Below are 26,828 nucleotides of genomic sequence, written 5' to 3'. Positions count from 1 at the left end.
CCATGCCCAACCCGACGATCCGCGGCGCCCTGGCCGGGCTCGCCCTGCTCCCGGCCCTCGCCCTCGCGGCCCCGGCCGCCTCGGCCGCCTCGCCCTCGCCCACCGCGAGCGGCACCCCCGCCCCGGCCACCAAGGCCGGGACCTCCTTCCTGACCGCCATCAACCTCTCCCCCGGCCAGGACGCCAAGGTCGCCGCCTCCACCGGCGACTACCTGTACTGGGCCTTCGGCGCCTCCGAGGGCCAGACCCCGACGGTCGGCCTGACCGTCGGCCTGGCCGCCGCCGCCGACCGGCACGGCCCGCAGACCTGGAGCGTCGAGGTGTTCGACGGGCTGCGCCGCCGCCAGTCCTGCACCGGCGGCACCCAGAACGCGACCGCCGGCGAGGGCACCTCGACGATCACGCTGAGCTGCACCCTGCGCGAGGTCCGCTCCTGGGCCGAGCCGTGGTCCGGCGACCCGCTGCCGGGCACCTACTACGTCCGGCTCTCGGTCGCCGACGCCCCGCAGCCGGACCTCGGCCTCGCCGCCTCCGTCCAGCTGCACGTGAGCGCCAAGGGCGACGCGGACAACGCCCAGCCCGAGGGCGGCGACCTCAAGGCCCCGCTGGTCCCGCCCGCCGGCGGCGGCGCGTCCACCGCCAAGGCGGCCGCGCCGGAGGAGCCCGAGGAGCACTGGTACACCGGCTGGTTCTCCGGCTGGAACAGCCGCTGGTTCTGGACGCTCGGCGGGGGTGCCCTGGCCGCCCTGGCGGGCGTCGCGGGATACACCCTCACCCGCCACCCGCGCGGCCGCCGTCCGGCCCGCTACGGCGCGGTGCCGCCGCAGTCCGGCGCCCCGCAGCCGGGCCCGTACGCGGGCTCCGGGCAGCCGTAGGCGACACGGAGCCGCAGCCGCCCCGAGGGCCGGCCGGAGCACCGCTCCGGCCGGCCCTCGGCCGTTCCCGGCGGAAACGGCGGAAACGGCGGGACCGCCCTACCCTCGAACCATGGCTCCGCGGCCGGACGGCAGGATCGTGGTCGGGGTGGACGGCTCCCCGCACTCCCACGCCGCCGTCCGCTGGGCGGCCCGGCTGGCCGCCCTCACCGGCGGGCCGCTGGAGGCGGTGACCGTCTGGGAGTTCCCCTCCCTGCACGGCGCGCACGGCCTCGTCCTGCCCGCCCTGGACGGCTTCGGGCCCGAACGCCGCGCCGCCGCCATCCTCGACGAGACCCTGGCCGCCGCCCTCTCCCCCGGCCCCGCCGGTCCGGCGGCCCCCACCGACCCCACCGACCCCGGCCGCCCGGCCGTCCACCGCCGGCTCAAGGCCGGCCCGGTCGGCCCCGCCCTCGTCTCCGCCGCCGCGGACGCCGCGGTCCTCGTCCTCGGCCGCCGCGGCCGCTGCGCCCCGCCCGGCGCCCGGCTCGGCACCACCAGCCAGTACTGCGTGCACCACGCCGGCTGCACCGTGGTCCTCGTGAAGGAGTGACGGCCCGCCGCAGTGATCATCGTCACACCGGCCAACCCGGCCCCCTCGGCGGACGCCTGACGCCCCCTCCGGCGCCACCAACCCCACAACGCAGAAGTCCCGCCCGATCTGATGATCGGGCGGGACTTCCTGTTGGGTGGAGCTGAGGGGATTCGAACCCCTGACCCCCTCGATGCGAACGAGGTGCGCTACCGGACTGCGCCACAGCCCCAACGAGAAGAAACTCTAGCACCTTTCGGAGGGGGCTCGTGACCACCCCCCGAGTGCGGCCCTGGTCGGGGGCGCCGGAGCGCCCCCGGGGCCGTCACTCGTTGGCGGCGCGGGGGCGGCTCTCCACGGCCGGCGCTTCGGCGTACTGGTCGAAGAGCGGGGTGGTGCGGGCCTCCGCCGACGCCCGGACCTCCGCCGGGCGGACCTCCGCCGGGCGGCCGGCGGTCCAGGTGCCGGGGGCCGACAGGTCGAGACCGCGGCTGACCCGGGGGGCCACCGGGGCGGTCACGTAGGTCGGCAGCGGGACCGGCACCGGCTCCCAGGAGTCGGGGCCGGCCGCGGCGCGCTCCCGCATGCCGTCGACCCACTCCTCGTGCTCGGTCGCCTCCGCCACCGCCGAGGCCGAGCCGGCCGGGCCGGTCTCGGCCGGCGCCGGGTCGGCGGCCAGCCGCAGGTGCGGGCGGGCGCCCACGGGCGCCTCGACGGCCTCCGCCGGGGCGTCCTCGACCGCGCGGACCTCGGTGCGCTGCCGCTCGCGCTGACGCAGCCGCTCGGCCGCCTGGGCGGCCCGGGCGCGGTCGAGCTTCACCTCGTACCGCTGGCGCTCCAGCTTGCGCAGGTGGCCGATGTAGAGGGTGAGGAGGACCGCAGGCACCGCGGGGACCCAGAGGAAGGCCAGACCGGCCACCGCCGCGACCACCGCGCCGAGCGCGAAGGCCAGGAAGAGCGCACTGACCATCCGGCGCCGCCGGGCCAGCAGCCGGGCCCGGCGCTCGCTCCCGGCCCGCCGGTCGACGGCGCCGCCCACCGGGCGCTCGGCCGGGCGGTCGATCGGGCGGTCGATCGCGGGCGCCGGGTCGGGGCCGGGATCGGGATCGGGATCGGCCGGGTGCTCGACCCGGGGCCCGGCCTCCCTACCCACCCCGTCCGCGCGGTCCGTCCGGTCAGTCCGGTCCGCCGGGGCGCCCTCGGGGTCGCCGGAGACGGCCTCGTCCCGTTCGGGAGGGCCGTCGTCGCTGCTCTGCTCGTCGTCACGCGGTTCGTCGCCCAGGGCCCGGGATGCCCGCCGCTCCAGCGCCGAACGCCCGGCCAGCAGGCGGATGGCGGTGCTGAAGCGTTCCGTCGGGCGCGCCTCGTTGAGCTCGTCCTGCCTGCGGAGCCACATCGGCACGAGATAGGCGGCCCAGGCCCCTACGATGACGGCGTAGATAAGGCCGCTACTGCTCACGTTTCACACCGTACGGGCGCCGGGGAAGGCCCGGTAGCAATTTGGCTCGGCGTGTCGTGTGATCAAGCTGATTCTCCGACTATTTTGCCGGCATTTGTGCCCGTCCGTCGGCACGCCGATGCCATATCGATATTTGATTCGAACATATATTCAATTACCCGGACCGCGGCCGGAACTGAGCATCCGCCAGCGCTCCAGCATCCCCTCGGGGACCTCCTCGGCGGTGAGCGCGTACACCAGGTGGTCCCGCCAGTCGCCGTCGATGTGCAGATAGCGCGGGCGCATTCCTTCCGAGCGGAACCCGAGCTTTTCCACCACCCGCCGACTCGGCCCGTTCTCGGGGCGGATGCAGACCTCGATCCGGTGCAGTCCGAGTGCGCCGAAACAGTGGTCCACCGAAAGCGCCACCGCGGTCGGCATGATGCCCCGGCCGGCCACCGCCTCGTCGATCCAGTACCCGACGTTGGCCGAGCACATGGAGCCCCAGGTGATCCCGCCGACGGTGAGCTGGCCGACCAGCTGGCCCTTGTAGAGCACCACGAACGGCAGCATCCGCCCGGCCGAGGCCTCACCCCGCAGGAAGCGCACCATCTGCCGGTAGGTCGGGCGCGGGCCGGCGTTGTGGCCGGCCGGGCCGGGCGGCACGGTGGCCTCCCAGCGGCGCAGCCAGTCCCGGTTCCGCTGGCTGACCTCCTGCCATTCGCGCTGGTCGCGGGCCCGGATCGGGCGCAGCGCGACGTCCCCCTCGTGGAGCTCTACCGGCCAGCCGGCGTTCAGTGCGCTCTCCCGGAAGCAGGCGTGTCGGGCCGGGGGTGGTCCCCGCCGCCGAGCTGGTCGACGGCGTGCGCGAGCAGCGGTTCGAGGACGGCCAGGCCGTCCTTGACGCCGCCGGTCGAGCCCGGCAGGTTGACGATCAGGGTACGTCCGGCGAGGCCGGCCAGCCCGCGGGAGAGCGAGGCGGTCGGGACCTTCCCGCGGCCGTGCGCCCGGATGGCCTCGGCGATGCCGGGGACCTGCCGGTCGATGACCCGGGCGGTCATCTCGGGGGTGAGGTCCATCGGGGAGATGCCGGTGCCGCCGGTGGTCAGCACCACGTCGTAGCCGGCCGCGACGGCCTCCCGCAGGGCCGCCTCGACCGGTTCGCCGTCCGGGACGACCTCGGGGCCGTCGGCGGCGAAGCCCATCGCCCGCAGGCCGGCGACCAGCAGCGGGCCGCCCTTGTCCTCGTACACCCCGGCCGAGGCCCGGTTGGAGACGGTCACCGCCAGCGCCCTCATGCGTGCACCCCGCCCCGCTCGTCGGTGCCGATCACCGCGCCGCCTCCGGCGCGAACCAGTCGCCGCTCTTGCCGCCGGTCTTGCTGAGCACCCGGACCGACTCGATGGCGGCGCCCTTGTCGACGGCCTTGACCATGTCGATCACGGTGAGGCCGGCCACCGCGACGGCGGTGAGCGCCTCCATCTCGACGCCGGTGCGGTCGGCGGTCTTCACGGTGGCGGTGATCTCGACCGCGTCGTCCGCGACGGCGAGGTCGACCTTGACCCCGGAGACCGCGATCGGGTGGCAGAGCGGGATCAGGTCGGGGGTCTTCTTGGCGCCCATGATCCCGGCGATCCGGGCGACGGCCAGGGCGTCGCCCTTGGGCACGCCCTCGCCGCGCAGCAGCTCCACCACGCGCGGGGAGACCCTGACCCGGCCGGCCGCGACGGCGGTGCGCGCGGTGGCGGCCTTCTCGGAGACGTCGACCATCTGGGCCGCGCCCTGGTCGTCGACGTGGGTGAGGCGGTCGCCGGGGGGTGAGGTGGTCACGGGTGGCTCCAGGGGGCGCGCAGATCGAATACCGCGCTACCGTACCCCCCGTCCCGGCCGGGGCGTGGGACGGGCCGTGCCGGTGAGACGGCCCGTCGCAGCGGGGGTCTCAGCCGCCGAGCAGAACGACGTCCACCTCGCTGCCGGCGGGCAGCTCCGTGACGTCCTCGGGGACGGTGATCAGGCAGTCCGCCCGGGCGAGCGCGCCGACCAGGTGGGACTCAGCCCCGCCGACCGGCTCGACCACGCCGTCGGCCGCCCGGTACCCGCCGCGCAGGAACTGGCGCCGGCCGGCCGGGGAGCGCAGCGCGACCGGGCAGACCGCGCGCACCACCGGGCGGTGGACGTCCTCGGCGCCGAGCATGGTGCGGATCACCGGGCGGACGAAGAGCTCGAAGGAGATGTAGGCGCTGACCGGGTTGCCGGGCAGGGCCAGCAGCGGCACGCCGGGTCCGGAGTCCCCGGCGCCGATCCGGCCGAAGCCCTGCGGCTTGCCGGGCTGCATCCGCAGCCGGCGGAAGTCCACGCCCCCGTAGGACTCGAAGACCTCCTTGACCACGTCGTACGCGCCGACGCTGACGCCGCCGCTGGTGACGATCAGGTCGGCCCGGCCGAGCTGGTCCTCCAGGACGGCACGCAGCCGCGCGGCGTCGTCCGGCACCCCGCCCACCCGGTAGGCGATGGCGCCGGCGTCCAGGGCGGCGGCGGTGAGGGTGAAGCTGTTGGAGTCGGCGATCTGGCCGGGGCCGACCGGCTCGCCGGGCTGGACCAGCTCGCTGCCGGTGGAGAGCACCACCACGCGCGGGCGGGGGCGGACCTTGACGGTGGCCCGGCCGATCGCGGCGAGCAGGCCGAGCTGGGTCGGGCCGAGCCGGGTGCCGGCCTCCAGCACCCGGGTGCCGGCGGCGACGTCGCTGCCGCGGCGGCGGATGTGGGCGCCCTCGGGGACCGGGCGCAGGACCCGGACCTCCTCGTCCTCGACGGCGGCGCCCATCGCGTCGGCGGCCCGGCCGGTGCCGCTGCCGCCGTCGGTCCACTCGACCGGGGCGACGGCCTGGGAGCCGGGCGGCACGGGCGCGCCGGTCATGATCCGGGCGGCCTGGCCGGGGCCGACCGCCGGCAGCTCCCCGGCGCCGGCGGCGATGTCGCCGACCACCGAGAGCACCGAGGGGTACTCGGCGGTGGCGCCGACGGTGTCGGCGGTGCGCAGCGCGTAGCCGTCCATCGAGCTGTTGTCGAAGGGCGGCAGGTCGACGTCGGCCAGGACGTCCTCGTCGAGCCGGCAGCCCCGGGCGTCGAGCAGCTGGAGCTCGATCGCGGGCAGCGGGGCGACCGCGGAGAGGACGTCGGCGAGGTGCTCGTCGACGGTCCACATCCGGGGCGGGCGGGGCGCCGGTGCCGGGTCCGCGGACCCGTCGCAGCAGGCTGCGGCGGGGGTGGTGCTGCTGTCCGTGGACCCGGTCATCGGCGCTCTCGCTCTCTGTCGGTTGCTCAGTCCTGCAGCTCGGAGGCGACGAACTCACGGAGCCAGGAGCGGAACTCCGGGCCCAGGTCCTCGCGCTCGGAGGCCAGGCGGACGATGGCGCGCAGGTAGTCGGCGCGGTCGCCGGTGTCGTAGCGGCGGCCCTTGAAGAGGACGCCGTGCACCTGGCCGCCGGACTCCACGTCGCGGGTGGTCAGCTCGCGCAGCGCGTCGGTGAGCTGGATCTCGCCGCCGCGGCCGGGCGGGGTCTCGCGCAGCACGTCGAAGACCGAGGGGTCGAGGACGTAGCGGCCGATCACGGCGTAGTTCGACGGGGCGTCGGCGGTGTCGGGCTTCTCGACCAGGTCGGTGACCTGGAAGACGTCCTCGCCGAAGCCGTTGGCCTTGACGGCCGCGCAGCCGTAGAGGTGGATCTGGGAGGGGTCGACCTCCATCAGCGCCACGACCGAGCCGCCGAGCTCCTGCTGGACCTCGATCATCCGGGAGAGCAGCGGGTCGCGCGGGTCGATCAGGTCGTCGCCGAGCAGGACGGCGAAGGGCTGGCCGGCGACGTGCTGCTCGGCGACCGAGACGGCGTGGCCGAGGCCCTTCGGGTCGCCCTGGCGGACGTAGTGCATGTTCGCCAGCTCGACGGACTCGCGGACCCGGCGCAGGCGGTCCTGGTCGCCCTTGCGGGCGAGCAGCTCCTCCAGCTCGTAGGCACGGTCGAAGTGGTCCTCCAGGGCGCGCTTGTTGCGCCCGGTGACCATCAGTATGTCGGAGAGGCCCGCCGAGGCGGCCTCCTCGACGACGTACTGGATCGCCGGCTTGTCGACGACGGGCAGCATCTCCTTCGGGGTGGCCTTGGTGGCCGGAAGGAAGCGGGTGCCCAGTCCGGCCGCGGGTACCACGGCCTTGGTTACCGGAATTCGGGAGCTGGTCGTCGTCATGCGTTTTACCTTACTAAGGCACGTTTTCGCCTGACCGGGCACGGCTGACCGGCTGTGACAGCACGTCGCTGAGCCCGGCCACAATGGCAGGCAGAGGTGGTGTGACGGGTGAGGAGAGGGGGTCCTCTCCGACACAGGGCGACAGACTACCCGCCTTTTCCGAACGGTCACCCTCGGCATCGGAGCCGCTGTCCGGCCGGGGGGAGGCCGCCGCGCGCCAGCAGTCGCCGCCGGCCGCGCGGGCCTCGGCGAGGGCCCGGTCGGCGGCCCGGAGCAGAACGGCGGCGTGCGTACCGTCCGCGGGCAGCACCGCGACGCCGACGGCGGCGGTCAGCCCGTTGCCGGCCGGGCGGCGGTCCGCCCGCGGCCCGGAGGACCAGTCCAGCAGCAGGTGCCGCCGGACCGACCAGACCAGCCGCTCGGCGACCTGCGCGGCCCCCTCGGCGCCGGTGTCCGGCAGCACCGCCAGGAACTCCTCGCCGCTGTACCGACCGAAGGTGTCGGAGCGGCGGATCTCCATGCCGAGCCGCTGGGCGAGGTCGCGCAGCACCGCGTTGGACCGGCCCCGGCCGTGCTCGGCCACCACCGCCTCGAAGCCGGCGATCTCCAGCAGCAGGACGGCCAGCGGGCGCGGTCCGTCCTGCTGCTCGTTCTGCTCGGCGCGCCGGGAGCGCTCGATCTCGCGGTCCAGGGTGAGCTGCAGGTGGCGGTAGTTCCAGACGCCGGTGAGCGGGTCGCAGGAGGCGGTGCGCTCCAGTTCCGCGCAGCGGGCCTCCAGTTCGGCGACCCGGGCGCGCAGCCCGGCCTCGCGCACGGCGGCCCCGCCGTCGCCGCGGCGCAGGCGCAGCCCGAACAGGGTGGCGCCGGCCAGCGCCGGAACGCTCAACGCGGCCAGGGCCTGGACCAGGAGCGGGGTAGACATGGGGGTGCCTTCCGCGTGACAGGCTCTGGGCGTCACCGGCACAGAGCTGTGGAGGATCCCGTGCACAACGAGAAGAGCGAGCTGAGGACACGGCTGCTGGCGCAGCGGCGTGCGCTGACGCCCGACGCCCGGGAGGAGGCGGCGCACGCGCTGGCCGCGCACGCCGGCGAGCTGGCCGCGCCGGGGGCCACGGTGGCCGCGTACGTGTCGGTCGGCGGGGAGCCGGGCACCCGGCCGCTGCTGGACGCGCTGCGGGCGCGCGGGGTGCGGGTGCTGCTGCCCGTGCTGCTGGCCGACAACGACCTGGACTGGGCCGAGTACGCGGGCCCCGCGGCGCTGGCCCCGGCCGGGCGGGGACTGCTGGAGCCGGTCGGCGGGCGGCTCGGGCCGGAGGCCGTGACCGGGGCCGGGCTGGTGCTGCTGCCGGGGCTGGCGGTGGACCGCGCCGGGCTGCGGCTGGGCCGGGGCGGCGGCTCCTACGACCGGGTGCTGGCCCGGCTGGAGCGGGCCGGGGTGCGCCCGCTGCTGGCGGTGCTGCTGTACGAGCACGAGCTGCTGGCCGAGGTGCCGGCCGAGCCGCACGACCTGCCGGTGGACGTGGCGCTCACCCCGTCCGGGCTGCACCGGCTGGGGTGACGAACGGCCCCGCCCCCCGGTGCTGCGGGGGCGGGGCCGTGGGCCGTCCGACGGAGCGTCGGCGGACCGGTTCCGACGGGGTGCCGGCGGGGCGGTTCCGACCGGGTGCCGGCGGGCGGGTGCCGCTACCGGCGGGGCGTCAGCCGGTGGTCAGGATCAGCTTGTTCTTGGTCGCCTTCTCGACCGCGTCCGGCGAGTAGGCCCAGGTCAGCAGCTTGCCCTTGAGCCACAGGTCGGTCTGGTCGTTGTAGTTGGGGTGGAAGGCGTGCCCGGAGGCTCCGCCGACGTTGACCCAGCGGGAGGCGTCGAGGTCGCTCATGTCGACCACCATCCGCATCGAGGGGATCCAGTCCACCTCGTAACCGGCCGCCGCGTTCCAGCCCGCCGCGTCCACCGCCGCCGAGCCGCCGGAGAGGCGGTACGGGCCGCGGTTGAGCAGCTTGTGGACGACGCCGGAGGCGATCGAGGACTCGTCCGTGCCCATGGTCTGCTCGCGCAGGGTCAGCTTGTGCAGGCGGCCCCAGCTCCAGGTCGAGACGTCCTTGCTGAGCAGCGAGGTGAGGTCCTGGCGGGCGTTCTTCATCGCCTCGGCGAGCAGGTTGTCGAGGCCCTTCTGCTCCTTGTGCTGCGAGTCGATGTACGTCCACCAGCTGCTGTCGGGCTTCTCCAGCTGCTGGCGCACCACCTCGGTCCAGCGGTCGCCGCCGTCCGGCTGGGCCTTGCCTGGGTCGCGGGTGCCGCACTCGGTGACGATCTGGGTGCTGCTGTCCGGCTTGGTCGGGTCGGCCTGCTGGCGGACCAGCAGGCAGTTGTCCTTGGCCCGCAGGTCGGCCGGGAACTTCTGGCCGAAGGAGAGGCTGAGCAGCTGGCGCCAGACGCCGTTGTAGAAGGCGGCGGCGGCCGAGTCGGCGTCCTGGTGGTAGTTCCAGTCCTTCAGCAGGTCCTGCGCCTCGCGCACGTACGGGTCGTCGATCTGGACCTTGAGCAGCAGCGGGACCAGCGTCCTGGCGAGGATGCTGGTGTTGTCGAGCTGCATCTCCTGCATGTCGTCCGGCGAGATCCTGCCGTTGTTCTTGAGCCTGGCGTCGATCTGGTCGGAGATCTCCTTGGCCCGGGTGCCGTACTCCCAGTCCTTGGTCAGCACGTACTTGTAGGACGGGTCCACCACGGCCTGGTTGGCGGTGACGATGTACCCGGACGGCGGGTTGAAGCTGAACGGCATGGCGGTGAAGGGCACGAAGGCCTTCCACTCGGAGGCGGAGTCCCAGCCGGCCGCCGGGTAGGTGCCGTCGCCCTTGGCGCGGACCGGGACGAGGCCGGGGGCCTGGTAGCCGATGTTCTTGGCGTCGGCGTAGATCAGGTTCTGCGCGGGGACGGTGAAGTCCTTGGCGGCGGCACGGAACTCGTCCCAGCCCTTCGCCCGGTCCAGCTCGAAGACGGCGTCCATGGTCTTGCCCGGGACGAGCGCCGTCCACTGCAGGGCGACGCCGTAGCCGCCGGTGCCGCGGTCCGGGGCGGAGGTGCCGTTGGGCGCGTACTTGCCGACGTTCTGCTGCTCGGTGCTCTGGTCGGAGATCAGCGGGGCGCCGGCCTTGGTGGTGCGGACGGTGATGGTGCGGTCCTCGCCGCCGGCGACCTTGATGGTCTCCTTGCGCAGCTCGAACTTGGTCTCCTTGCCGTCCAGCAGGTAGGTGTCCGGGCCGGTGACCTTCTCCAGGAGGAGGTCGGTGACGTCGGCGCCCAGGTTGGTGAAGCCCCAGGCGATGTCCTTGTTGTGGCCGATCACCACGCCCGGCATGCCGGCGAAGGTGAAGCCCGAGACGTCGAAGCCGCAGGTGGCCGAGACGGTCCGGCAGTGCAGGCCCATCTGGTACCAGACCGAGGGCAGCCCGGGGCCGAGGTGCGGGTCGTTGGCCAGCAGCGGCTTGTTGGTCGTGGTGTGGGAGCCGGCGACGACCCAGGAGTTGGAGCCGATGCCCTGGCCCTGGCGGCCGAGCAGCTGCGGCATCGCGTCGATCCGGTCGGTGACGTCCTTGAGCATCGCCTTGGTGGCGGCCGCGCCCTGGGTGGTGGCGCCCGCGGTGCCGGCGCCGGCCGGGGCCTGGCCGTCGGCCGGGCGGTAGGCGTCGCCGCTGACGGTGCCGGTCTTCACGATCGTGCCGTTGCGCGCGTACGGGTACTCCGGGTACAGCTCGGCGATCTTCTCCGGGCTGTAGTCCTGGGCGAGCAGCGAGCGGTCGATCTCCTCCTGGAGGTTCCCGGAGAGGTTCCAGGCCATCGCCTTCAGCCAGGCCACCGAGTCGACCGGCGTCCACTGCTCGGGCTTGTAGTCGCCGTTGACGACGCCGAGCAGCGTGTACTCCAGCGAGGCGCTCGCCCCGCCGGGGTGCTCGCCGAGCCAGGCGTTGACGCCGTCGGCGTAGGCCTGCAGGTACTTCTTGGTCTCGGGGGACAGCTGGGTGTCGAACTCCTTCTGCGCCACCTGGCGCCAGCCCATGGTGCGGATGAAGGAGTCGGTCTCGACCTGGCCGTCGCCGAACATCTCGGAGAGCCGGCCGGCGGTGATGTGCCGCCGGACGTCCATCTCCCAGAACCGGTCCTGCGCCTGGACGTAGCCCTGGGCGCGGAAGAGGTCCTCGGAGGTGTCGGCGTAGAGCTGGGGGATGCCGTTGGCGTCCCGCTTGACGTCGACCGGCGCGCTCAGGCCCGCCACCTTGACGCTGCCGTCGACCTCCGGGAAGGACGCGCGGACCGCGGCCACCCCCCGGTAGCCGCCGTAGCCGGCGCCGGCCACCAGCAGCACGACCAGCACGATCACGATCAGACGGGCGCGCCGGAACTTCTTCGAGCGGGGCATCTGGGTCCTTGCGGTCCTCGACTGGGGGGCGGGCGGGCATGTCCAGGGCACACGGCCGTGACAGGGCACCACATTAGGCCGACTCGGCTGGCGGGCGTGCACGGGGGACGCTCACGGTGGGATCGGACGAGGTCAGGCAGGCGCGGGCGCCGGCCCCGCGGGACGGGAGAAGCTAAAGATATGGCAAAATGTTAGACTGAGTAACGATCCGCAAGGGGAGCAATCGGCCGTGCCGACCGCCGCGACCCTTCCGGTCGGCTCCCCGGCCCCACCGCCGGCAGACACCCCGCCCGCCCACAGCTCGCCCGAGGTGCCCCTGCGTGAATGTCGACCACCTGAACCAGCTGCTCCTCGAGTTCTCCGTGATCCTGCTGGTCGCGGTGGTCGCCGTGCGCATCTCGACCCGGTCGGGACTGCCCAGCCTGCTGATCTACCTCGGCCTCGGCGTCGCGCTCGGACAGAACGGCGTCGGCGTCTCCTTCAACGACGCCGCGCTGACCCAGGTGATCGGCTACGCCGCCCTGGTCGTGATCCTCGCCGAGGGCGGTCTGAAGACCAGCTGGCGCGAGGTGAGACCGGTGATGCCGGCCGCCACCGTGCTCGCCACGGTCGGCGTCGGGATCAGCGTCTTCGTGACGGCGGCCGGAGCGCACTGGCTGGTCGGGCTGGACTGGCGCACCTCCCTGCTGCTCGGCGCGATCGTCTCCTCGACCGACGCCGCCGCCGTCTTCTCCGTCCTGCGGATGGTGCCGCTGCCGCACCGGCTGACCGGCCTGCTGGAGGCGGAGTCCGGTTTCAACGACGCGCCCGTGGTCATCCTGGTCGTCGCCTTCGCCACCACCGGCGAGACGGAGAGCTGGTACGTGCTGGTCGGCACGATCGCCGCCGAGCTGGCGATCGGCGCCGCGGTCGGGCTCGCGGTCGGCAAGATCGGCGCGTTCGGGGTCAAGCACGTGGCACTGCCGTCCTCCGGCCTCTACCCGATCGCCGTCCTGGCGCTCACCGTGCTCGCCTACGCCGGCGGCGCGCTGCTGCACGGCTCGGGCTTCCTCGCCGTCTACATCAGTGCCGTCATCCTGGGCAACGCCAAGCTGCCGCACGGGCCGGCCGTCCGCGGCTTCGCCGACGGACTGGCCTGGATCGGGCAGATCGGCATGTTCGTCCTGCTCGGCCTGCTCTGCACGCCCGAGACGATGGGCTCGGCCGTGGTGCCCGCGCTGGTGATCGGCGCCGTGCTGGTCTTCCTGGCCCGGCCGCTCTCGGTGGTGCTGACCATGACCCCGTTCCGGCTGCCCGTGCGCGAGCAGGCGCTGCTCAGCTGGGCCGGGCTGCGCGGGGCCGTGCCCATCGTGCTGGCGACCATCCCGATGGTGTCGGGTGCACCGCTGGCCCAGGACGTCTTCAACATCGTCTTCATCCTGGTCGTCGTCTTCACCCTGCTCCAGGGGCCGACCCTGCCCTGGGTGGCCAAGTGGCTGCGGATCGGCGAGGGCTCGATGGGCCAGGACCTCGGCATCGAGTCCGCCCCGCTGGAGAAGCTGCACGGACACCTGCTCTCGGTGGCGCTGTCGCCGACCTCGAAGATGTCCGGCGTGGAGATCGGCGAGCTCCGGCTGCCGGCCGGCGCGGCGGTGACCCTGGTCGTGCGCGAGGGGAACAGCTTCGTGCCGGACAAGGCGACCGTGCTGCGCGGCGGCGACGAGCTGCTGGTGGTCACCACGGACGAGGTGAGCGAGGCGGCCGAGCGGCGACTGCGGGCCGTGGACAGGGGCGGCAAGCTGGCCGGCTGGCTGCACGGGCGCGGGGCCTGAGGGGGCCCGGAACCCGGGCCGAGCCTTGGGGTGACCGGCTTCAGCCGGGGTTCACCTTCAATCGGCAGGACAAGTTTGCCAGTACCCTGTATTGTCGAGGCCAGCGCGACATCTACGCGCGTATACGTATACTGGTTGCTACACCCCCAGCATCTGCCTGATGCAGAGTTGGCGCGACCGCTCGGCGGCTGCGGCCCGGCCTTCGGCACCCATGCCGGCCGGCCCGGTATCTACCCCGGTCGACGCGCGAGAGGACGACTCTCGGCGCCGTCGGGGCCACCCCATGCCCCTTCCGCGCTACCAGGCAGCAGGAAGGACCGGCCGTGACGGCTCGCCGAACGGTCGACAACGGCAGCGTCGCCAAGGACGCCCTCACCGACCCGGCCGCCCCGGCCAGCCCGGCCGCCCCCGAGCGCGTCGGCTACGGCGCGCTGCTGCGCACGCCCGGGGCCTGGACGTTCCTGGCCCCCGCGTTCGCCGCGCGGCTCCCGTACGCGATGCTCAGCCTGGGCATCGTCCTGCTGGTCCTGGACACCCACGGCTCCTACGGCACGGCGGGCAGCGTCGCGGCGGTCTCGGCCGTCGCCCAGGCCTTCGTCGGCCCGCAGACCGGCCGGCTCGCCGACCGCTACGGCCAGGCGGCCGTCCTGGTCCCGAGCGTGGTGGTGCACGCGGTCTCGGTCGGCGCCCTGATCGCGCTGGCGCTGGGGCACGCCCCGGTCTGGAGCCTGTTCCTCGCCGCCGCCCCGGCCGGCGCCAGCGTGCCGCAGGTCGGCGCGATGGTCCGCGCCCGCTGGGTGGCCAAGCTCTCCGCTGAGGGCGCCTCGCCGGCCAAGCTGAACACGGCGTTCGCCTTCGAGTCGGTCACCGACGAGTTCACCTTCGTGATCGGACCGGTGCTGGCCGGCGCCATCGCCACCTCGGTCACCCCCTCCGCCGGCCTGATCGCCGAGGCCGCGCTGACCGTCGTCGGCGGCCTCGCCTTCGCCGCCCAGCGCGCCACCGCACCGGCCCGGCACCCGCACCAGCCGGGCGCCCGCCGGGTCTCCGCGCTCTCCTCGCCCGGTGTCCGGCTGCTGGCCGGCGCCTTCCTGGGCGTGGGCACCGTCTTCGGCGCGATGCAGGTCTCGGTGACCGCCTTCACCGAGTCGGTCGGCCAGCCCGGGGCCAACGGGACCGTCTACGGGATCTTCGCCGGCGGCTCGATGCTGGCCGGCGTGCTGTACGGCATGGTCGCCTGGCGGCGGGCCGCCCGGCACCGGATGCTCGCCAGCTACGCACTGCTGGTGCTCGGGTGCTCGACGCTCTGGGCGATGCCCAACCTGGTCGCGCTCTCGGTCGCCGGGCTGGTCTGCGGTCTGGCCATCGCGCCGACCCTGATCACCGGCTACACGCTGGTCGAGACGCTGGTCGCGGAGGGCGCCAAGACCGAGGCCTTCACCTGGCTGACCGGCGCCATCGGCCTGGGCCTGGCGATCGGCTCCACGGTGGCCGGCCGGCTGATCGACGGCCACGGCCCGTCGGCCGGGTTCCTGGTGCCGCTGGCCGGCGCCGGTCTGGGCCTGGTCGCGCTGGTCGCGCTGCGGCACCTGCTGATCGCGCCGGGCTCGGCGAGCCCGGTGGTCGCGAGCAGCGGCGAGCGGGGCGGCAGCCGGCAGCTGGTGGGTGCGGCCAAGGGCTGAGACGGGGGCGGACCCGGGGCGCGAGCGGCGCCACGCGGCGGCCGGCGGCCCTTGGCGCCGTTCCGGCCGCCGACTCATCTCACATCGGAGTCGCTGGACTGATCCAGCGGAATGCCGCATCATTGACCATCGTTAGCACTCATCAGGCGAGAGTGCCAGGAGGAAGACAAGTGCCCACGTACCAGTACCAGTGCACCGAGTGCGGCAACGGCCTGGAGGCGGTGCAGAAGTTCACCGACGAGGCGCTGACCACGTGCCCCGACTGCCAGGGGAAGCTCCGCAAGGTCTTCTCGGCCGTGGGCGTGGTCTTCAAGGGCTCCGGCTTCTACCGGACCGACAGCCGCTCCTCCTCCAGCTCCACGGTGGGCGGGGGCTCCTCGTCCTCGTCGAGCTCGTCGAGCTCGTCGTCGACCTCCTCGGCCTCGTCCTCGGGCGGTTCGACCCCCGCGGCGAGCCCCGCTCCGGCGACCGCCAAGTAGGCAGCAGCCGAGTAGGGCCGGCAGCGAGCGAGACCGGCCCACACGTTTTCCCGCAAGGCCCGCCGGGCCCGCGCAGACGCGCGACCGGCGGGCCTTGCGGCGTTCCGCGGACCTTGCGGCGCTGCACGGGGCCTTGCAGCGCTGCACGGGGCCTTGCGGCGCTGCACGAGCCCTGCGGCGCTGCGGCCGGGCCCGACGGTGCTACGCCGGCCGACGGCGTCAATCGGGCCGGCCGGCAGCCACCCCCACGGGTGAACGGGGTTGTCCACAGGCCCGGGTTTTCCACAGGTCTGGGGACAAGGCTTCCCGACCGCCGACGGGCGGCCCAGAGTGTGCGCGAGAGGCCGGCCCGGCGAACCCGGGCCGGCGCCCTGCGACCCACCCGGGCGGTGCCCCATGACGACCACGGCCGCGAGCGTCCCCCGCCGGTCCCCGCTGCCGCTCCCGGCGCCGACCGTCCCACCCCGCCGGGAGGTGCCGCCGTTCCCGCCGATCCGGCGCGGAGGCGGCCGGCTCCACCGGCTCCGGCGGGTCCTGTGGCAGCGGCCCGCGGCGCCGGCGCTCGTCCTGCTCGCGGTGGCCGCGGCGCTGGCGCTCGGACCCGGGCGGGCGGGCCTGTCCCCGCCCGACGGCGCACCCGCCCCGCACTCCGTCGGCCGAACGGGTTGTCCGTCGGGTGCGACGGGAGGATCACCCGTGACCGAATGAGGAGGTCGTCGTTCACGCGGCATGAAGGGCTTCAAGGAATTCCTGCTGCGTGGGAACGTCGTCGAACTCGCCGTCGCCGTCGTCATCGGGGCGGCGTTCACCAACATCGTCAACGCGTTCGTGAAGGGCGTGATCAACCCGATCGTCGGAGCGCTCGGGGCCAAGGACCTGGACTCCTACCGCTCCTGTCTCAAGGGCCCCTGTGCGGTCAGCGCGACCGGGGAGGTCACGTCCGGCATCTTCATCCTCTGGGGCACCGTACTGAGCGCGGTGCTGCAGTTCCTGATCACTGCGGCCGTCGTCTACTTCTGCCTGATCCTGCCGATGAACAGGTTCACCGCGAAGCGCAAGACCCTCGCCGAGGTGCAGACGGAGACCGAGCTGAAGGAGGTCGTCCTGCTCGCCGAGATCCGCGACGCGCTGGTCGCCCAGCAGCGCTGAGCCTGCCGCGGCCGGCCCAGGTGCCGGGGCGGCGCGCGGCCGGGCGCGCCGCGGCGCGCCGAGCCGCGCCGCGGCCCCGGCCGGGTGGTGCCGGTCAGTCGCCGTGGTGCGGCGGGCGCTGGCCCAGGTACCAGTCCAGCCCCCGTCCACCGCTCTCCCCGCCGCCCGGGCGGTCGCCCCAGCCCGAGTCGGTGTCGTCCCGGGACTGCTGGTCCAGCGGGTCGCGGAAGACCAGCCGGGCCTTCGCGGCCGGCCCGGCGCCCTTCTCCTCTGCGCCGTCCTGCCCGGGCTTCCGCTCGTCCACCGGCCCGTCTCCTTCTCGCACGTCGTCCACTCCTTCGGCCCCCCGGCCCCACTCGCCTGCGCCCCCGGCGCTCGTACCGGCGTTCCTCCCGGCGTTCTCCCAGCCTAGAAGCTCGCGCCCGCCCGTGTGACCGGCCGCCGGCCCCGGGCCCACCGGCCCCGGCGCCCCGGGCCTGCGGGCGGGCGGAACGCGCGCGGGCCCCGGCGCGGAGTGCTCCGCGCCGGGGCCCGTACGGTCGACCGGACCGAGTTCACCGGCCCGCGGTTCACCGACCGGCGTTCACCGGCCCGCGTTCACCGGCCCGCGTTCGCCGGCCCGAGGACCGTCAGGCCGCCTCGAAGCCTGCGTGGTCGGCGATCTTCTTCAGCTCGGCCAGCGCGTGCTTCTCGATCTGGCGGATCCGCTCACGGGTCAGGCCGTGCTGCTTGCCGACCTCGGTGAGGGTGCGCTCGCGGCCGTCCTCCATGCCGTACCGGGAGCGGATGATCGAGGCCGTCCGGTCGTCCAGGCGCCCGATCAGGCCGTCCAGCTCCTCGCGCCGGAGCATGACCATCACGGCGTCCTCGGGGGACGTCGCCCCGGTGTCCTCGACCAGGTCGCCGAACTGGGTCTCGCCCTCGTCGTCGACCGACATGTTGAGGCTCACCGGGTCACGCGCCCAGTCCAGTACGTCCTTGATGCGCTCCTCGGTCGTGTCCAGCTCGGCCGCGATCTCGGCCGGCTCGGCCTCGCGGCCCAGCTCCTTGGACTTCTCCCGCTGCACCCGGCGGATCCGGCCGAGCTCCTCGACCAGGTGGACGGGCAGGCGGATGGTGCGCGACTGGTCGGCGATCGACCGGGTGATCGCCTGGCGGATCCACCACGTCGCGTAGGTGGAGAACTTGAACCCCTTGGCGTAGTCGAACTTCTCGACCGCCCGCACCAGGCCGGCGTTGCCCTCCTGGATGAGGTCCAGCAGCGGCAGACCGCTGCGCGGGTAGCGGCGGGCGACGGCGACGACGAGGCGCAGGTTGGAGCGGATGAAGACGTCCTTGGCGCGTTCGGCGTCGTCGGCTATCGCCTCCAGCTCCTCGCGCTCGACGCCCTTGGGCGGCTCGCCCTCGTCCAGCAGGTGCTGGGCGTACACGCCGGCCTCGATCCGCAGCGAGAGCTCGACCTCCTCGGCGGCATCGAGCAGGGGCGTCCTGGCGATCTCGTCGAGGTACATGCCGACCAGGTCACGGTCGGCCTCAAGGTTGGTCGGGCGGGCCGCGCGAGTCCGGTCGGCCCTGTCGCGAACGACGGCACGGGTGGCCATGCTTGCTCCCTTTGCTGGTGTTGCCGAGGTCTGCCTGCCTGCCCGAGAGGGCAAGAAGTGCGGGCCCCGCGGGGCTCACACGTAACGATCCAACGAACAGATTCCGGACAACATTCCCAAGTCGCTCAGATTCTTCCAGCGATGCAGTATCCTGCCGGTTTTCACCCCGGAGCTGGACGGAGGGTGACCGCTCGGGTGCGTCGGGTGCCCGCGCAGCGACCGCTTCGGAGCGGACGCCGTCCGGCGCACGGCCCCGGTACTCGGTGAACCCCCGGCCCGCCGCCGACGTTCCCGAACCACCCGGAATCCGCCCGGAATCCGCCGGTGCTCACACCCCGGCGCTCGCAGGACCTCCGCACAAAAGATGCCAAATCGCTATCGCGCGGGCGGCCGATCGGTGCGCGGCCCTGGGAAGGTGTCAGCCATGCACCTGACGAGCAGCTCGGGCTCCATCACCCCGCGTAGCCGCCATCTGCTCCGGCAGACGGCGCTCGCGGTCTGCTGTGCCGCGCTGTTCGCCGTCCTGGCCGGCCTGGTGAAGAGCGGCTGGGGCCCGCTCGCCCGGTTCGACCAGGGCTGGATCGAGCACCTGCACTCCTACGCCCGCGACCGCACGGCCTGGACCGCCTCGGTGCAGACGCTCTCCGACATCGGCGGCACGATCACCATGCGCACCGTGCTGGGCATCGCCGCCGCCTGGCTCTGGCTGATCGGGGCGCGGGTGCTGGCGGTCTGGGCGGTCGCGCAGACCCTGGTCGGCTGGGGTGCGCTCTGGGTGCTGAAGCTCTCCTTCGACCGCCAGCGGCCCGCCTTCCCCGACCCGGTCTCGCACGCCGCCGGCCCGGCCTACCCGTCCGGCCACGCGATGGCCTCCGCGATCACCTTCGCCGCGCTGGTCGGGCTCTTCTGGTCCCAGCTGCGGCGCGGCGGGCGGATCGCCGCCTGCGCGGCCGCCGCGGCGGCGGTGCTCGCGATCGGCTGGACCAGGACCGCCCTGGGGGTGCACTGGCCGAGCGACGTGCTGGGCGGCTGGCTGGCCGCCGGGGTCGTGCTGGGCGGGGTCACCGTCGCCGTCGAGCTCTGGCGTCCGGGCGCGCTGGCCCGGGACATCCGGCGGGTCAACTGGCGGACCCGCCCCCGGGTCCAGCGCATCGTGGTCTCCACGCCCCGCCCGGCCTCCCACGACCCGGGCTTCGACGAGGCCCCCGACCACCCGGACGGCGCGGCCGGCCGCGGCCCGGCCTGACCCGCGCGGGCCGGTGCCGGGGCGACCGGCAGCGGAGACGACCGAGGCCCGGGCCGGAGGGCTACTCCCTCCGACCCGGGCCTCTCGCGCGTCCGCGTTGCTGTGCCCCAGGCAGGATTCGAACCTGCGACACCGGCTTTAGGAGGTCTTCAAGGGCAACGCTCCGACCTGCGGCGATGCGAGCCACACGCGCCCCGACCTGCAAGAACGACCTTCACTAGTTCGCGTTGATCAACAGCGCTTCTCGCCCTCATGTGTACTGAATCCGTACGTCGAGGCGGCCTGCCGGGCGCCACACGAACCACACCTGGGCGCTGTCGAGCGGCGTGGCTCACGGGTGGCCACCCTCTCAGCTCGGTCCCGAACAGAGCGAACTCGGCCAGGATCAGCCATCCACTGATCTCCGTCCGCTTCCCAGGCAGCGAAGTGCAGTTCAAGCGCCTCCTCGCCATCCCGTGCGGACAGGCGCAGCATGTTCGGCGACCCCGGTGACCTCGGGTTTGCTAGCAACGGGAGCCCGAAGCGCGGGTCGGTCAACACGGCAGCGAGCTCTTCCATCCGCATGGGCAAGTCCGGGTAGCAAGCAAGATCGAATTTCCACAGCAGCCTGGAGGACAAACCTCGCCACCCATCCGCAGCCCAGGGAATAGCCGTGGTGTGGAAGACGGCGATCCGTCGCAACAACCCACTGGCTAGCCAGGCTCCGCTGCGAGCAAGCCGGATGAACGAACTCCCCTCGTCGTCCTGCTGAGAGCGCTCGTTGTCAGTCCAGACCTCGGGGTGGGTGCGCCAACAGGGGAGGTACTCGGAGCCAGCCAGGTCACTCGCGATCTGTTGTTCGACTCGACGCCAGACCGCACGTGGCGCCCCTGCGAGGCGAACGAGCGTACGTCGGCCAGGCTGGTGCAGGTCCAGCCCGTCATCCCGCCACCGGCGAATACGCAGGCCCTCGACGCCGTGGACATCGTCGCCATCACGACCCGACACGGGCAGGAGGTCGCGCAGCACGTCGAAGATCAGCTCTTCGGTGCCGTCGATCACAAGGACAAGGTGATCCGGGTGCGGTCGCGTCTTCGCGATGCGCAATGGGTGCAGGCCGAACCGGTAGGGCTTGAGAATGCGAGAGAAGATCGCAGCTTCGAAGAGCTCCTGGTCACCGACTGCATTTGGGACTGGGGAGTTGCCTGGAGGGAGCAAGCGGAGGGCTTCGAGCGCATCGCGATAGCCCTCGTTGGTGTAGGTCATGCGCTGACGTGCAAGATCGCTGAGAACGCTTCGGGCCACTGGAACGCCTTCTGCCGTGCTGCCGACCGAAGCACGGAGCGCGTGTGAGTTCGCAGGGGCCGTGCGCGTGTAATGGTCGCCTCGGAGGAGGCACGGGTGGGGCCAAGCTCCTTGCCTGCCACGCTGGCCCTGAAGGTCGGCGGGCCGCCGGCTGGAGTCGGCTTCCGCGAGCCGATGCCGTCCACCCTAACGGATTGCTGGCAGCCACTACTGCTACGGCACGCCGTACCGCAGTGAGGCACACCCCCCGATCGAAAGCCCTGGTGCTGTTACGGTCACGCGCTGGCCGAATCCCACACCGGCTGCCCGCCTCCTACGTAGCATGGCGACCCACAGCTCAGTCGGCGCAAGCCGTCCCACCAACATTGCGGGAGTAGCCAGTTATGGCTGTGCACGACAGTGACGCGCTCGGTTTGGAGAAGAAGAAGCTCTTTGCAGCACGGAACGCGGCGCGTGGTGGTCAGTACCAGATGCTGCTGGGTGCTGGCGCCAGCGTAGGCGCCGTCAGCAGCTACGGCCAGCTTCCACTGGCGAAGGAGCTCGTGACGATCCTTAAGGAGCGCTACCCGAAGGCCCCGATCAGTGCGGAAGATCCTCTTCCGCGCGCCTACCAGCGCTCGCTGATGGTGAGTTCGGCAGATCATGTGTGGACCACCCTCTCCAAGATCTTCGGAGGAGCGAAGCACCAGGAGTGGTTCGAAACGCTGGCCGGACTTCCTTGGCGGCGCGTTTGGACGCTGAACGTCGACGACGCCTTCGAGAACTCGTATCGTGGCCGTTCTGATAGCGGGAAGCGAAGCCTACGGCCCATCAGCTGGGACGACCCCTATATCCAGACCGGCGACCTCGAGGTTGTCCATCTGCATGGACACATCCTCGGGAACGAGCCCAGAAAGCTGATCTTCTCTTTCTCTGAGTACCAGGCCATGGCAAGCGTGAAGCCGGTGTGGAATCAGGTGCTGGCCGGCGCACTGGGTGTCGATCCGTTTGTCGTCCTTGGTGCCAGCATCCTGGGTGACCCCGATGTCGAGGCCCTACTCCTAGCCAACCGTCCTGCTGCCCTGGCGCCCTCCTTCGTGGTGGACCCGTTCATCGCGGACGGAAACCGATGGGAGCTTGAACAGCTGGGCTACCACGTTCTCCGGATGACGGGAGAGGAGTTTCTCCGCGCCTGGCAGGAGTCCATGGGACTAGACGAGGAGAGTGTGCGGAGCCTCGAGGAGACCGAGATTCTCTCGATCCCCCAGTTTGTGAAGCTCCAAACTAATCGGGTTGCACCGGTTCCCCGGTCCCACGACTTCTTCGGCGGTGACGCCCCGGTCTGGGCAGACATCATCGATCGTCGGCCCGCGCTATTCCCTTGGATGACCGAAGTCGTGAACAAGTTGGAGCAGTGGCTTGACGCGGGAGCGAAAGAACCAACACTCCACGTCATCTACGGTCAGCGCATGTCAGGTGTCTCCAGCGGCCTTCTGATGGCGGCGAGAGCCTTTGCCGGCATGCACGTCGACGTCTTCTCATTCGACAAGTCCTCCCGCTTCAGCGTCCCTGTAGTCCTGCGGGCACGAAGTGGCAAGCGCCCAGCGGTCATTGTCATCGATTCCGGCGCCGATTTTTCGAACGACATCGATCAACTGCTCCGAGAGGCCGCCACCAGCGATGCCAGCCTCTATGTCGTAGTCACGGAGTCTCCACAGAATGACCTCCGGCTAGAGGGGCGGCTTGGGGGCGGCTACCAGAAGAACATCACTCGAATTCCGTTCCGCCTCGACCGCAACGCGGCTGTTGCACTCGCTAAGAAGCTGGATGAGTTTGCTCGGCTGGGCTCGCTGGAGCTAGAGAATTCGAGCAGTCAGATCAGGCACTTCAAGGGGCGCGATGTCTTCTCCGCCCTGATGGAGGTCGAGCACGCCATCGGCTTCCGGAAGCGCCTCGAGGGTGAGGTCCACGCACTAGACACGCCCTGGAAGAGGGACCTCCTCCTGCTGCTGTCGATCGCCGCACAAGGCGCCCGCCAGGTGGGCATCGTGGAGGCTGCAATCGCAGTCGGCCAGCCATCCGACCGCCTATCCCGGGAGATCCTCCAGGACGAACATCTCAGCGCCGTGATCGAAGACGTTGCATCTCATCTGGTCGCACGGCAGCGCGAGTATGCGATCAAGGCAATCGTCAACGAGATCGGCCCAGACCAGGCTATCGCGCGAGTGAGAGAGATGGTCGAGAACCTCGCACCTCTGGCCACCAGGAACAGCCTCCAACAGCGCAACCGACCAGTGCAGCTGGTCGGCTACCTGATGACAGCCAAGCAGCTGCAAAACAACTTCCCGAATGTCGACCTCGACATAGACTTCTACGACCGCATGCGACCACTCTTCGGCGACTGGAACGGACGCTACTGGGAGCAGCGAGCCATCTACTCGAAGCGTCGCGGCATTTGGGCAACCGCCGAGTCGTTCGCGGCGCGAGCAGTCATGCTCTATGACGACGCCTTCACGCGAACAACCTACGGAACCATCCTTATCAACAAGGCTGCGAGCTTCGCGTCATTGGAGAACCCGACCTGGCACGAGTTCTATGCAAGGGGCCGCACGGAGTTCGAAACTGCCATGAAGCGTGAGAGCGGGAACAGGGTCACCGTATTTGCTTACCTTACCGCGGGGCTGGAGCTGGCCCAGTTCGTGGTGCCCTGGCAAAGCAAGGTTCAGGACGGATCGCCGGTCGGATCGGTCGCTGAGCTAAAGGAGGACTGGGAGCAGACCTATAACGGCCTGCGTATCTCGCTGGTCGGCGAGGAGAACTTCGAGTCGGCGCGACGTGCCGAGCAGCTGTCTTCGCAGTGGCAGGCGATCTGGGTTTGATCCAACCATCCGGACTGGTTCCTTCGAGCGGGGCAGTCGACCTCGCAGCGTCTGCTGGCTGTGCCGCCGGGCGGCACAGCCAGCAGACGGGTGCTGTGCCTGTCATGGTTGGTACTCGGGCTGGTCTGATAATTGATCGCTTGATCATCGCAAGCCATGACCTGCGGGTTCAACCCGGAATATACCGCTGACCAAGCGAAACTACCTTCAGTAGTGGCACTGGGTCAGCGGCATATTTGGACCTCATGTGCCCCAATCTGCCCTGTCCTTGCACGAGACTCCAGTGTGTGCAGCCGGAGACCCTTTCGCTCATGGGAGAGCGAGTTGAAGCTCGTCGATCGGTCGACACTTGACAGGATGGTCAACCACGAGCCGTCGGCCCACGCCGACAGCCACTTCTCCCTCAACGATGACGGCTCGCTGGGCGCGGTGCCACGAAACGGCAGCCTGGTAATGGGAGAACGGCAGTCGCACGCGGATCTCGGACACTCGCCCCCGGCGGACGGTGGAGACCGTCACGAAGCCGTAGGGGTCGTCCGTGCGCCGGCGTAGCTCGATGATGCTCCCCGAGAAGGTTGACCCTGCGTCGATGCGGCTTCTCTTGAGCAGCGCAGCGGCGTTCTCGATCTTCAGATGAGCCTCGTGCTCGATCGAGATGGAGCCGGGCATCGTGGCCGGGCCAGGCAGGGACTCCGCCCAGTCGAAGGTTGTCTCGAACTCCCCGACCGCCGGTTCGGCAAGGATTTGCGCGAGTGCCGCACAGAACTCTCTACTGACGCCCCGTTCGACGACGGTGTGGAGGTCGCTTACCGAGGGCGACCGCTCGGGATCGACAATGATCTCCTTCACGGCCATGATCGATTGTGCGAAGGTTCGCGTGACGCGCCTTTCGAACGGCTCAGGGGCGGCGGTGTAGAGCTCCATGTCCGGCAAGGTCATCTGCTCGCCCGCAACCTCGGGCGGTTCGGGCAATGGAACCAGCACCGGGATGATGAAGGAACCCTCCTGGGTATGGTCCATACGGGCCTTCTTGAGGACTTCATCCCCGCGGCGTGAGTAGTTCCCGCCGATGTCGCCGCGCTCGTGCCATGCGGTGGTGCCAGCAGCTCGTAGCAGCTTTCGGGCGGAGCCGATCACCGTGGCTGCGGCCTCGAACGGAATGGTGTCCGTGATGCGGTGGTCGTTGGCCGCCCGAAGTAGCGTCACGTCCATGCGGTGATACCTGATCTTGGGTGCGAGAGCGGCGGCAGAAGTGCGCTCGTGCGCCGCAAGGCGCTCCAAAACGCCCTTCGCGATCACGGGGTCATTCCTTGACAGCGTCGGGATCCCGATCTTGGCATCGCCTTTGATCCAGATGGCACCTCCCGCGCCTGGAGGTTGACTCAGCCAACCGGAGTGCTTCATGTAGGCACGTAGCTGCAGCAGCGTTGGGAGCCGCACCGGAGAGCTGCCTATGCCGCTGGGCTGAAGCATGCCTCCACCTCCTGGTGCCAGAGTCTCAACACGTCAGCGGTCAGCCGCTGCGACTTCGGGATCCGGATCTTGTCTCCGATCTCGCTCTGGTTCACCCTTACCCAGAAGGCGGCCGCTCTATGGTCGGTGCCGGCGTCGTGGTGATTGATCCAATGATGCCGGTCGTCCACATCGAGGATGACGAGGACGAAGTAGACCGGCAGGAGGCTCTGGGACCACTGTTCACGCCAGTAGAGTTCGGATTGCCACGTGGCGCTCTTGCCGGCGATGGAGAAGCCAGCCGAGCACTTGATCTGGATCCGTGCCGGTGCGAGCGCAAAGTCGACAGTGGCATCGACCGCGAGGACGTCCTCGTCCGGCGAGGTTTCGGTAAAGCCGACGCCCGCCTGACTTACTATCGAACGCACATACGAGACGCCGTAGCGCCCTTTGGCACCGTTCTGACTTAGGGTCACTACGCTGGAGAGGTCGGGTTCCACGCGCGGCAGCGGCACAGTCATGCCGGATATCTTGAGCCGTGTTGTCTGCTCCTGTCAGCGACTTGGTAATAATCGGTTCGCGAACCGCCACTTTTCCGTCACGCGGCTCCGTCTTTCAACAGGTCAGCAAGCTGGCAGGCTCACGCTTCGCGGCGCGCCGACACGGCTCAGGCTGACGATCTTGCTTGTGCGGCCCAGAGCTGGCGCACTCCAAACTCACCTCGGAGTACAGCAGGCCGGGCGTCTTCCCGGGGCACTGCGATGGTGTGCCCTGTCAGCTCGTGTAGGGCGCGTTCGTCGTAAGCGTCAGGTAGCCGATGCCAGCGTCGGTGATCCACTCGGCGGTAGCTCCGTCCAGTTCCCATGGCGCCTTCAAGAGCGTCGCGCGCACGGTGCTGCGGTCCCGCAGGCCGAGCGGTTCGGGCAGCAGTCGCTCGCGGTACTTCGCGCTGGGTCCCCAGTGGTCATCTTCGAGGTTGTCGAGCATGGCCATGAACCGGTCCACGCGTTCTGGCCAAGTAGGGTGGCCCCACCACTGCTGGCAGGCCAGCGCACCATGGCAAGCCGTGCGGAGCAGCCCGAAGCGAACGCCCTTGTCCTCCATCTGCGCGACGAAGCCGCGCAGGCTCTGGTCGGCGTGTTCCACGTACTCGTCGAGGTCCGCCTCGGTCCTCGCAAGCTCGCCAAGCGTGGCACCGGCCTGGAGCTTCCGCTCTGGATTGGTCAGCCACCGGAAGAGCCGGTAGCCGAGCGCATCGGCATCGTCCACGGTGAGCCCCGCCAATCCTTCACTGCTGCTGACGCCGAACTCCCTCGTCCACCCCCGAAGCCGCTGGCGCACGCCATGGGTGGTGTGGCTGTTAACCCGCATCATGTCGCCGTCGGACAGGCGCCCCTCGGCATGCCAGTTCTCGAGGCAACTGTTGCGCCAGGAGCCGTTGGTGATGCCGATCGCGAGAACGTCCAGCAGTGCGGCCAGATCGGCGGGGTCGGTCCCTGACTTCGCGAGCATTCCCTCGAAGACCTCTTCGGTCATCGCGGCCTGGGCCTCGTCGATGCGACGCTGGATATCATCCGCGATGCTGCTCGCGTCGGCCATCGGACTTCCTTTCAGGGTCTGTGTTCTGCCCAGGCGATCCTAGGCGGCACAGGGATGGCTCGACGGCCGGATCCGCGGCCCTGGCCGACAGTCCGCCTGCCAGGGCCGCGGTTCTGCAGGGCTCCT

The 26,828-nt window shown here is 71.3% G+C and carries 23 protein-coding genes and 1 tRNA gene; 10 read left to right on the top strand and 14 right to left on the bottom strand.

Features of this window, described 5'->3' with window-relative positions; genetic code table 11:
• Window positions 1-2: 2 nt before the first annotated feature.
• Complete coding sequence (locus RMN57_RS23095) at window positions 3-875, top strand: peptidase (RefSeq protein WP_313765236.1); 873 nt, start codon at window positions 3-5, stop codon at window positions 873-875.
• A 112-nt stretch (window positions 876-987) separates the two neighbouring features.
• Complete coding sequence (locus tag RMN57_RS23090) at window positions 988-1,467, top strand: universal stress protein (RefSeq protein WP_313765235.1); 480 nt, start codon at window positions 988-990, stop codon at window positions 1,465-1,467.
• A gap of 137 nt (window positions 1,468-1,604) precedes the next feature.
• Here RMN57_RS23090 and RMN57_RS23085 read toward each other — a convergent pair.
• From RMN57_RS23085 to RMN57_RS23050, 8 genes are all read right to left on the bottom strand, one after another.
• A tRNA-Ala gene (locus RMN57_RS23085) sits at window positions 1,605-1,678 on the bottom strand.
• Window positions 1,679-1,771: 93 nt separating this feature from the next.
• The gene (locus RMN57_RS23080; RefSeq protein WP_313765234.1) at window positions 1,772-2,842 is read right to left on the bottom strand and encodes a hypothetical protein; all 1,071 of its coding nucleotides are present in this window, start codon (window positions 2,840-2,842) and stop codon (window positions 1,772-1,774) included.
• Window positions 2,843-3,055: 213 nt separating this feature from the next.
• A complete protein-coding gene (locus RMN57_RS23075; RefSeq protein WP_313767929.1) occupies window positions 3,056-3,682 on the bottom strand; it encodes a GNAT family protein in 627 nt (208 codons plus the stop codon).
• A complete protein-coding gene (locus RMN57_RS23070) occupies window positions 3,679-4,182 on the bottom strand; it encodes a MogA/MoaB family molybdenum cofactor biosynthesis protein (RefSeq protein ID WP_313765233.1) in 504 nt (167 codons plus the stop codon). The genes RMN57_RS23075 and RMN57_RS23070 overlap by 4 nt, the downstream gene beginning before the upstream one ends.
• Window positions 4,183-4,213: 31 nt before the next feature.
• Window positions 4,214-4,714, bottom strand: a complete 501-nt coding sequence (gene moaC / locus RMN57_RS23065) for a cyclic pyranopterin monophosphate synthase MoaC (RefSeq protein WP_313765232.1) — start codon at window positions 4,712-4,714, stop codon at window positions 4,214-4,216.
• A 109-nt stretch (window positions 4,715-4,823) separates the two neighbouring features.
• Entirely contained in the window at window positions 4,824-6,089 is a 1,266-nt protein-coding gene (glp, locus tag RMN57_RS23060; RefSeq protein ID WP_313767928.1) for a gephyrin-like molybdotransferase Glp, read from the bottom strand.
• A 116-nt stretch (window positions 6,090-6,205) separates the two neighbouring features.
• Window positions 6,206-7,126: a UTP--glucose-1-phosphate uridylyltransferase GalU gene (gene galU / locus RMN57_RS23055; protein WP_313765231.1), complete on the bottom strand. Its 921-nt coding sequence runs from the start codon at window positions 7,124-7,126 to the stop codon at window positions 6,206-6,208.
• A 13-nt stretch (window positions 7,127-7,139) separates the two neighbouring features.
• Window positions 7,140-8,048 (bottom strand): GGDEF domain-containing protein, encoded by a 909-nt coding sequence (locus RMN57_RS23050; protein WP_313765230.1) that lies wholly within the window; start codon window positions 8,046-8,048, stop codon window positions 7,140-7,142.
• Between the two features lie 60 nt (window positions 8,049-8,108).
• Between RMN57_RS23050 and RMN57_RS23045 the strand changes: the two genes are divergently transcribed.
• Complete coding sequence (locus RMN57_RS23045) at window positions 8,109-8,684, top strand: 5-formyltetrahydrofolate cyclo-ligase (RefSeq protein ID WP_313765229.1); 576 nt, start codon at window positions 8,109-8,111, stop codon at window positions 8,682-8,684.
• A gap of 139 nt (window positions 8,685-8,823) precedes the next feature.
• Here the strand turns inward: RMN57_RS23045 and RMN57_RS23040 are convergent, their stop codons facing one another.
• Window positions 8,824-11,541, bottom strand: a complete 2,718-nt coding sequence (locus RMN57_RS23040) for a penicillin acylase family protein (protein ID WP_313765228.1) — start codon at window positions 11,539-11,541, stop codon at window positions 8,824-8,826.
• Between the two features lie 320 nt (window positions 11,542-11,861).
• Here RMN57_RS23040 and RMN57_RS23035 point away from each other — a divergent pair, with 320 nt between their 5' ends.
• The 4 genes from RMN57_RS23035 to mscL all read left to right on the top strand — a co-directional run bounded on the left by RMN57_RS23035 (window position 11,862) and on the right by mscL (window position 16,662).
• The gene (locus tag RMN57_RS23035) at window positions 11,862-13,352 is read left to right on the top strand and encodes a potassium/proton antiporter (RefSeq protein WP_313765227.1); all 1,491 of its coding nucleotides are present in this window, start codon (window positions 11,862-11,864) and stop codon (window positions 13,350-13,352) included.
• A 431-nt stretch (window positions 13,353-13,783) separates the two neighbouring features.
• The gene (locus tag RMN57_RS23030) at window positions 13,784-15,034 is read left to right on the top strand and encodes an MFS transporter (RefSeq protein ID WP_313767927.1); all 1,251 of its coding nucleotides are present in this window, start codon (window positions 13,784-13,786) and stop codon (window positions 15,032-15,034) included.
• A gap of 170 nt (window positions 15,035-15,204) precedes the next feature.
• On the top strand, window positions 15,205-15,513 hold the full coding sequence (locus RMN57_RS23025; protein ID WP_313765226.1) for an FmdB family zinc ribbon protein: 309 nt from the start codon (window positions 15,205-15,207) through the stop codon (window positions 15,511-15,513).
• Between the two features lie 729 nt (window positions 15,514-16,242).
• Window positions 16,243-16,662, top strand: coding sequence for a large conductance mechanosensitive channel protein MscL (gene mscL, locus RMN57_RS23020; protein ID WP_313765225.1), 420 nt, complete (start codon window positions 16,243-16,245; stop codon window positions 16,660-16,662).
• A 94-nt stretch (window positions 16,663-16,756) separates the two neighbouring features.
• On the opposite strand, the gene RMN57_RS23015 is transcribed toward mscL, so the two are convergent.
• On the bottom strand, window positions 16,757-16,987 hold the full coding sequence (locus RMN57_RS23015) for a hypothetical protein (protein ID WP_313765224.1): 231 nt from the start codon (window positions 16,985-16,987) through the stop codon (window positions 16,757-16,759).
• A gap of 304 nt (window positions 16,988-17,291) precedes the next feature.
• Window positions 17,292-18,263 (bottom strand): sigma-70 family RNA polymerase sigma factor, encoded by a 972-nt coding sequence (locus RMN57_RS23010; protein WP_313765223.1) that lies wholly within the window; start codon window positions 18,261-18,263, stop codon window positions 17,292-17,294.
• Window positions 18,264-18,687: 424 nt separating this feature from the next.
• Between RMN57_RS23010 and RMN57_RS23005 the strand changes: the two genes are divergently transcribed.
• From RMN57_RS23005 to RMN57_RS22995, 3 genes are all read left to right on the top strand, one after another.
• Window positions 18,688-19,509 (top strand): phosphatase PAP2 family protein, encoded by an 822-nt coding sequence (locus RMN57_RS23005; protein ID WP_313765222.1) that lies wholly within the window; start codon window positions 18,688-18,690, stop codon window positions 19,507-19,509.
• Between the two features lie 834 nt (window positions 19,510-20,343).
• Complete coding sequence (locus tag RMN57_RS23000) at window positions 20,344-20,841, top strand: hypothetical protein (RefSeq protein ID WP_313765221.1); 498 nt, start codon at window positions 20,344-20,346, stop codon at window positions 20,839-20,841.
• A 335-nt stretch (window positions 20,842-21,176) separates the two neighbouring features.
• Entirely contained in the window at window positions 21,177-23,651 is a 2,475-nt protein-coding gene (locus RMN57_RS22995) for an SIR2 family protein (RefSeq protein WP_313765220.1), read from the top strand.
• Between the two features lie 309 nt (window positions 23,652-23,960).
• On the opposite strand, the gene RMN57_RS22990 is transcribed toward RMN57_RS22995, so the two are convergent.
• The 3 genes from RMN57_RS22990 to RMN57_RS22980 form a co-directional block, all read right to left on the bottom strand.
• Window positions 23,961-25,124, bottom strand: coding sequence for a hypothetical protein (locus RMN57_RS22990; protein WP_313765219.1), 1,164 nt, complete (start codon window positions 25,122-25,124; stop codon window positions 23,961-23,963).
• Window positions 25,103-25,624, bottom strand: a complete 522-nt coding sequence (locus tag RMN57_RS22985) for a DUF4365 domain-containing protein (RefSeq protein WP_313765218.1) — start codon at window positions 25,622-25,624, stop codon at window positions 25,103-25,105. The genes RMN57_RS22990 and RMN57_RS22985 overlap by 22 nt, the downstream gene beginning before the upstream one ends.
• Before the next feature lie 253 nt (window positions 25,625-25,877).
• Window positions 25,878-26,702, bottom strand: coding sequence for a hypothetical protein (locus tag RMN57_RS22980; protein ID WP_313765217.1), 825 nt, complete (start codon window positions 26,700-26,702; stop codon window positions 25,878-25,880).
• Window positions 26,703-26,828 lie beyond the last annotated feature (126 nt).

It is taken from the genome of Kitasatospora sp. CM 4170 (genome assembly GCF_032110285.1).
Lineage (GTDB): Bacteria > Actinomycetota > Actinomycetes > Streptomycetales > Streptomycetaceae > Kitasatospora > Kitasatospora aburaviensis.
The sequence above is the reverse complement of the archived record's forward strand: the minus strand, read 5'-3'. Positions and strand labels throughout refer to the sequence as shown.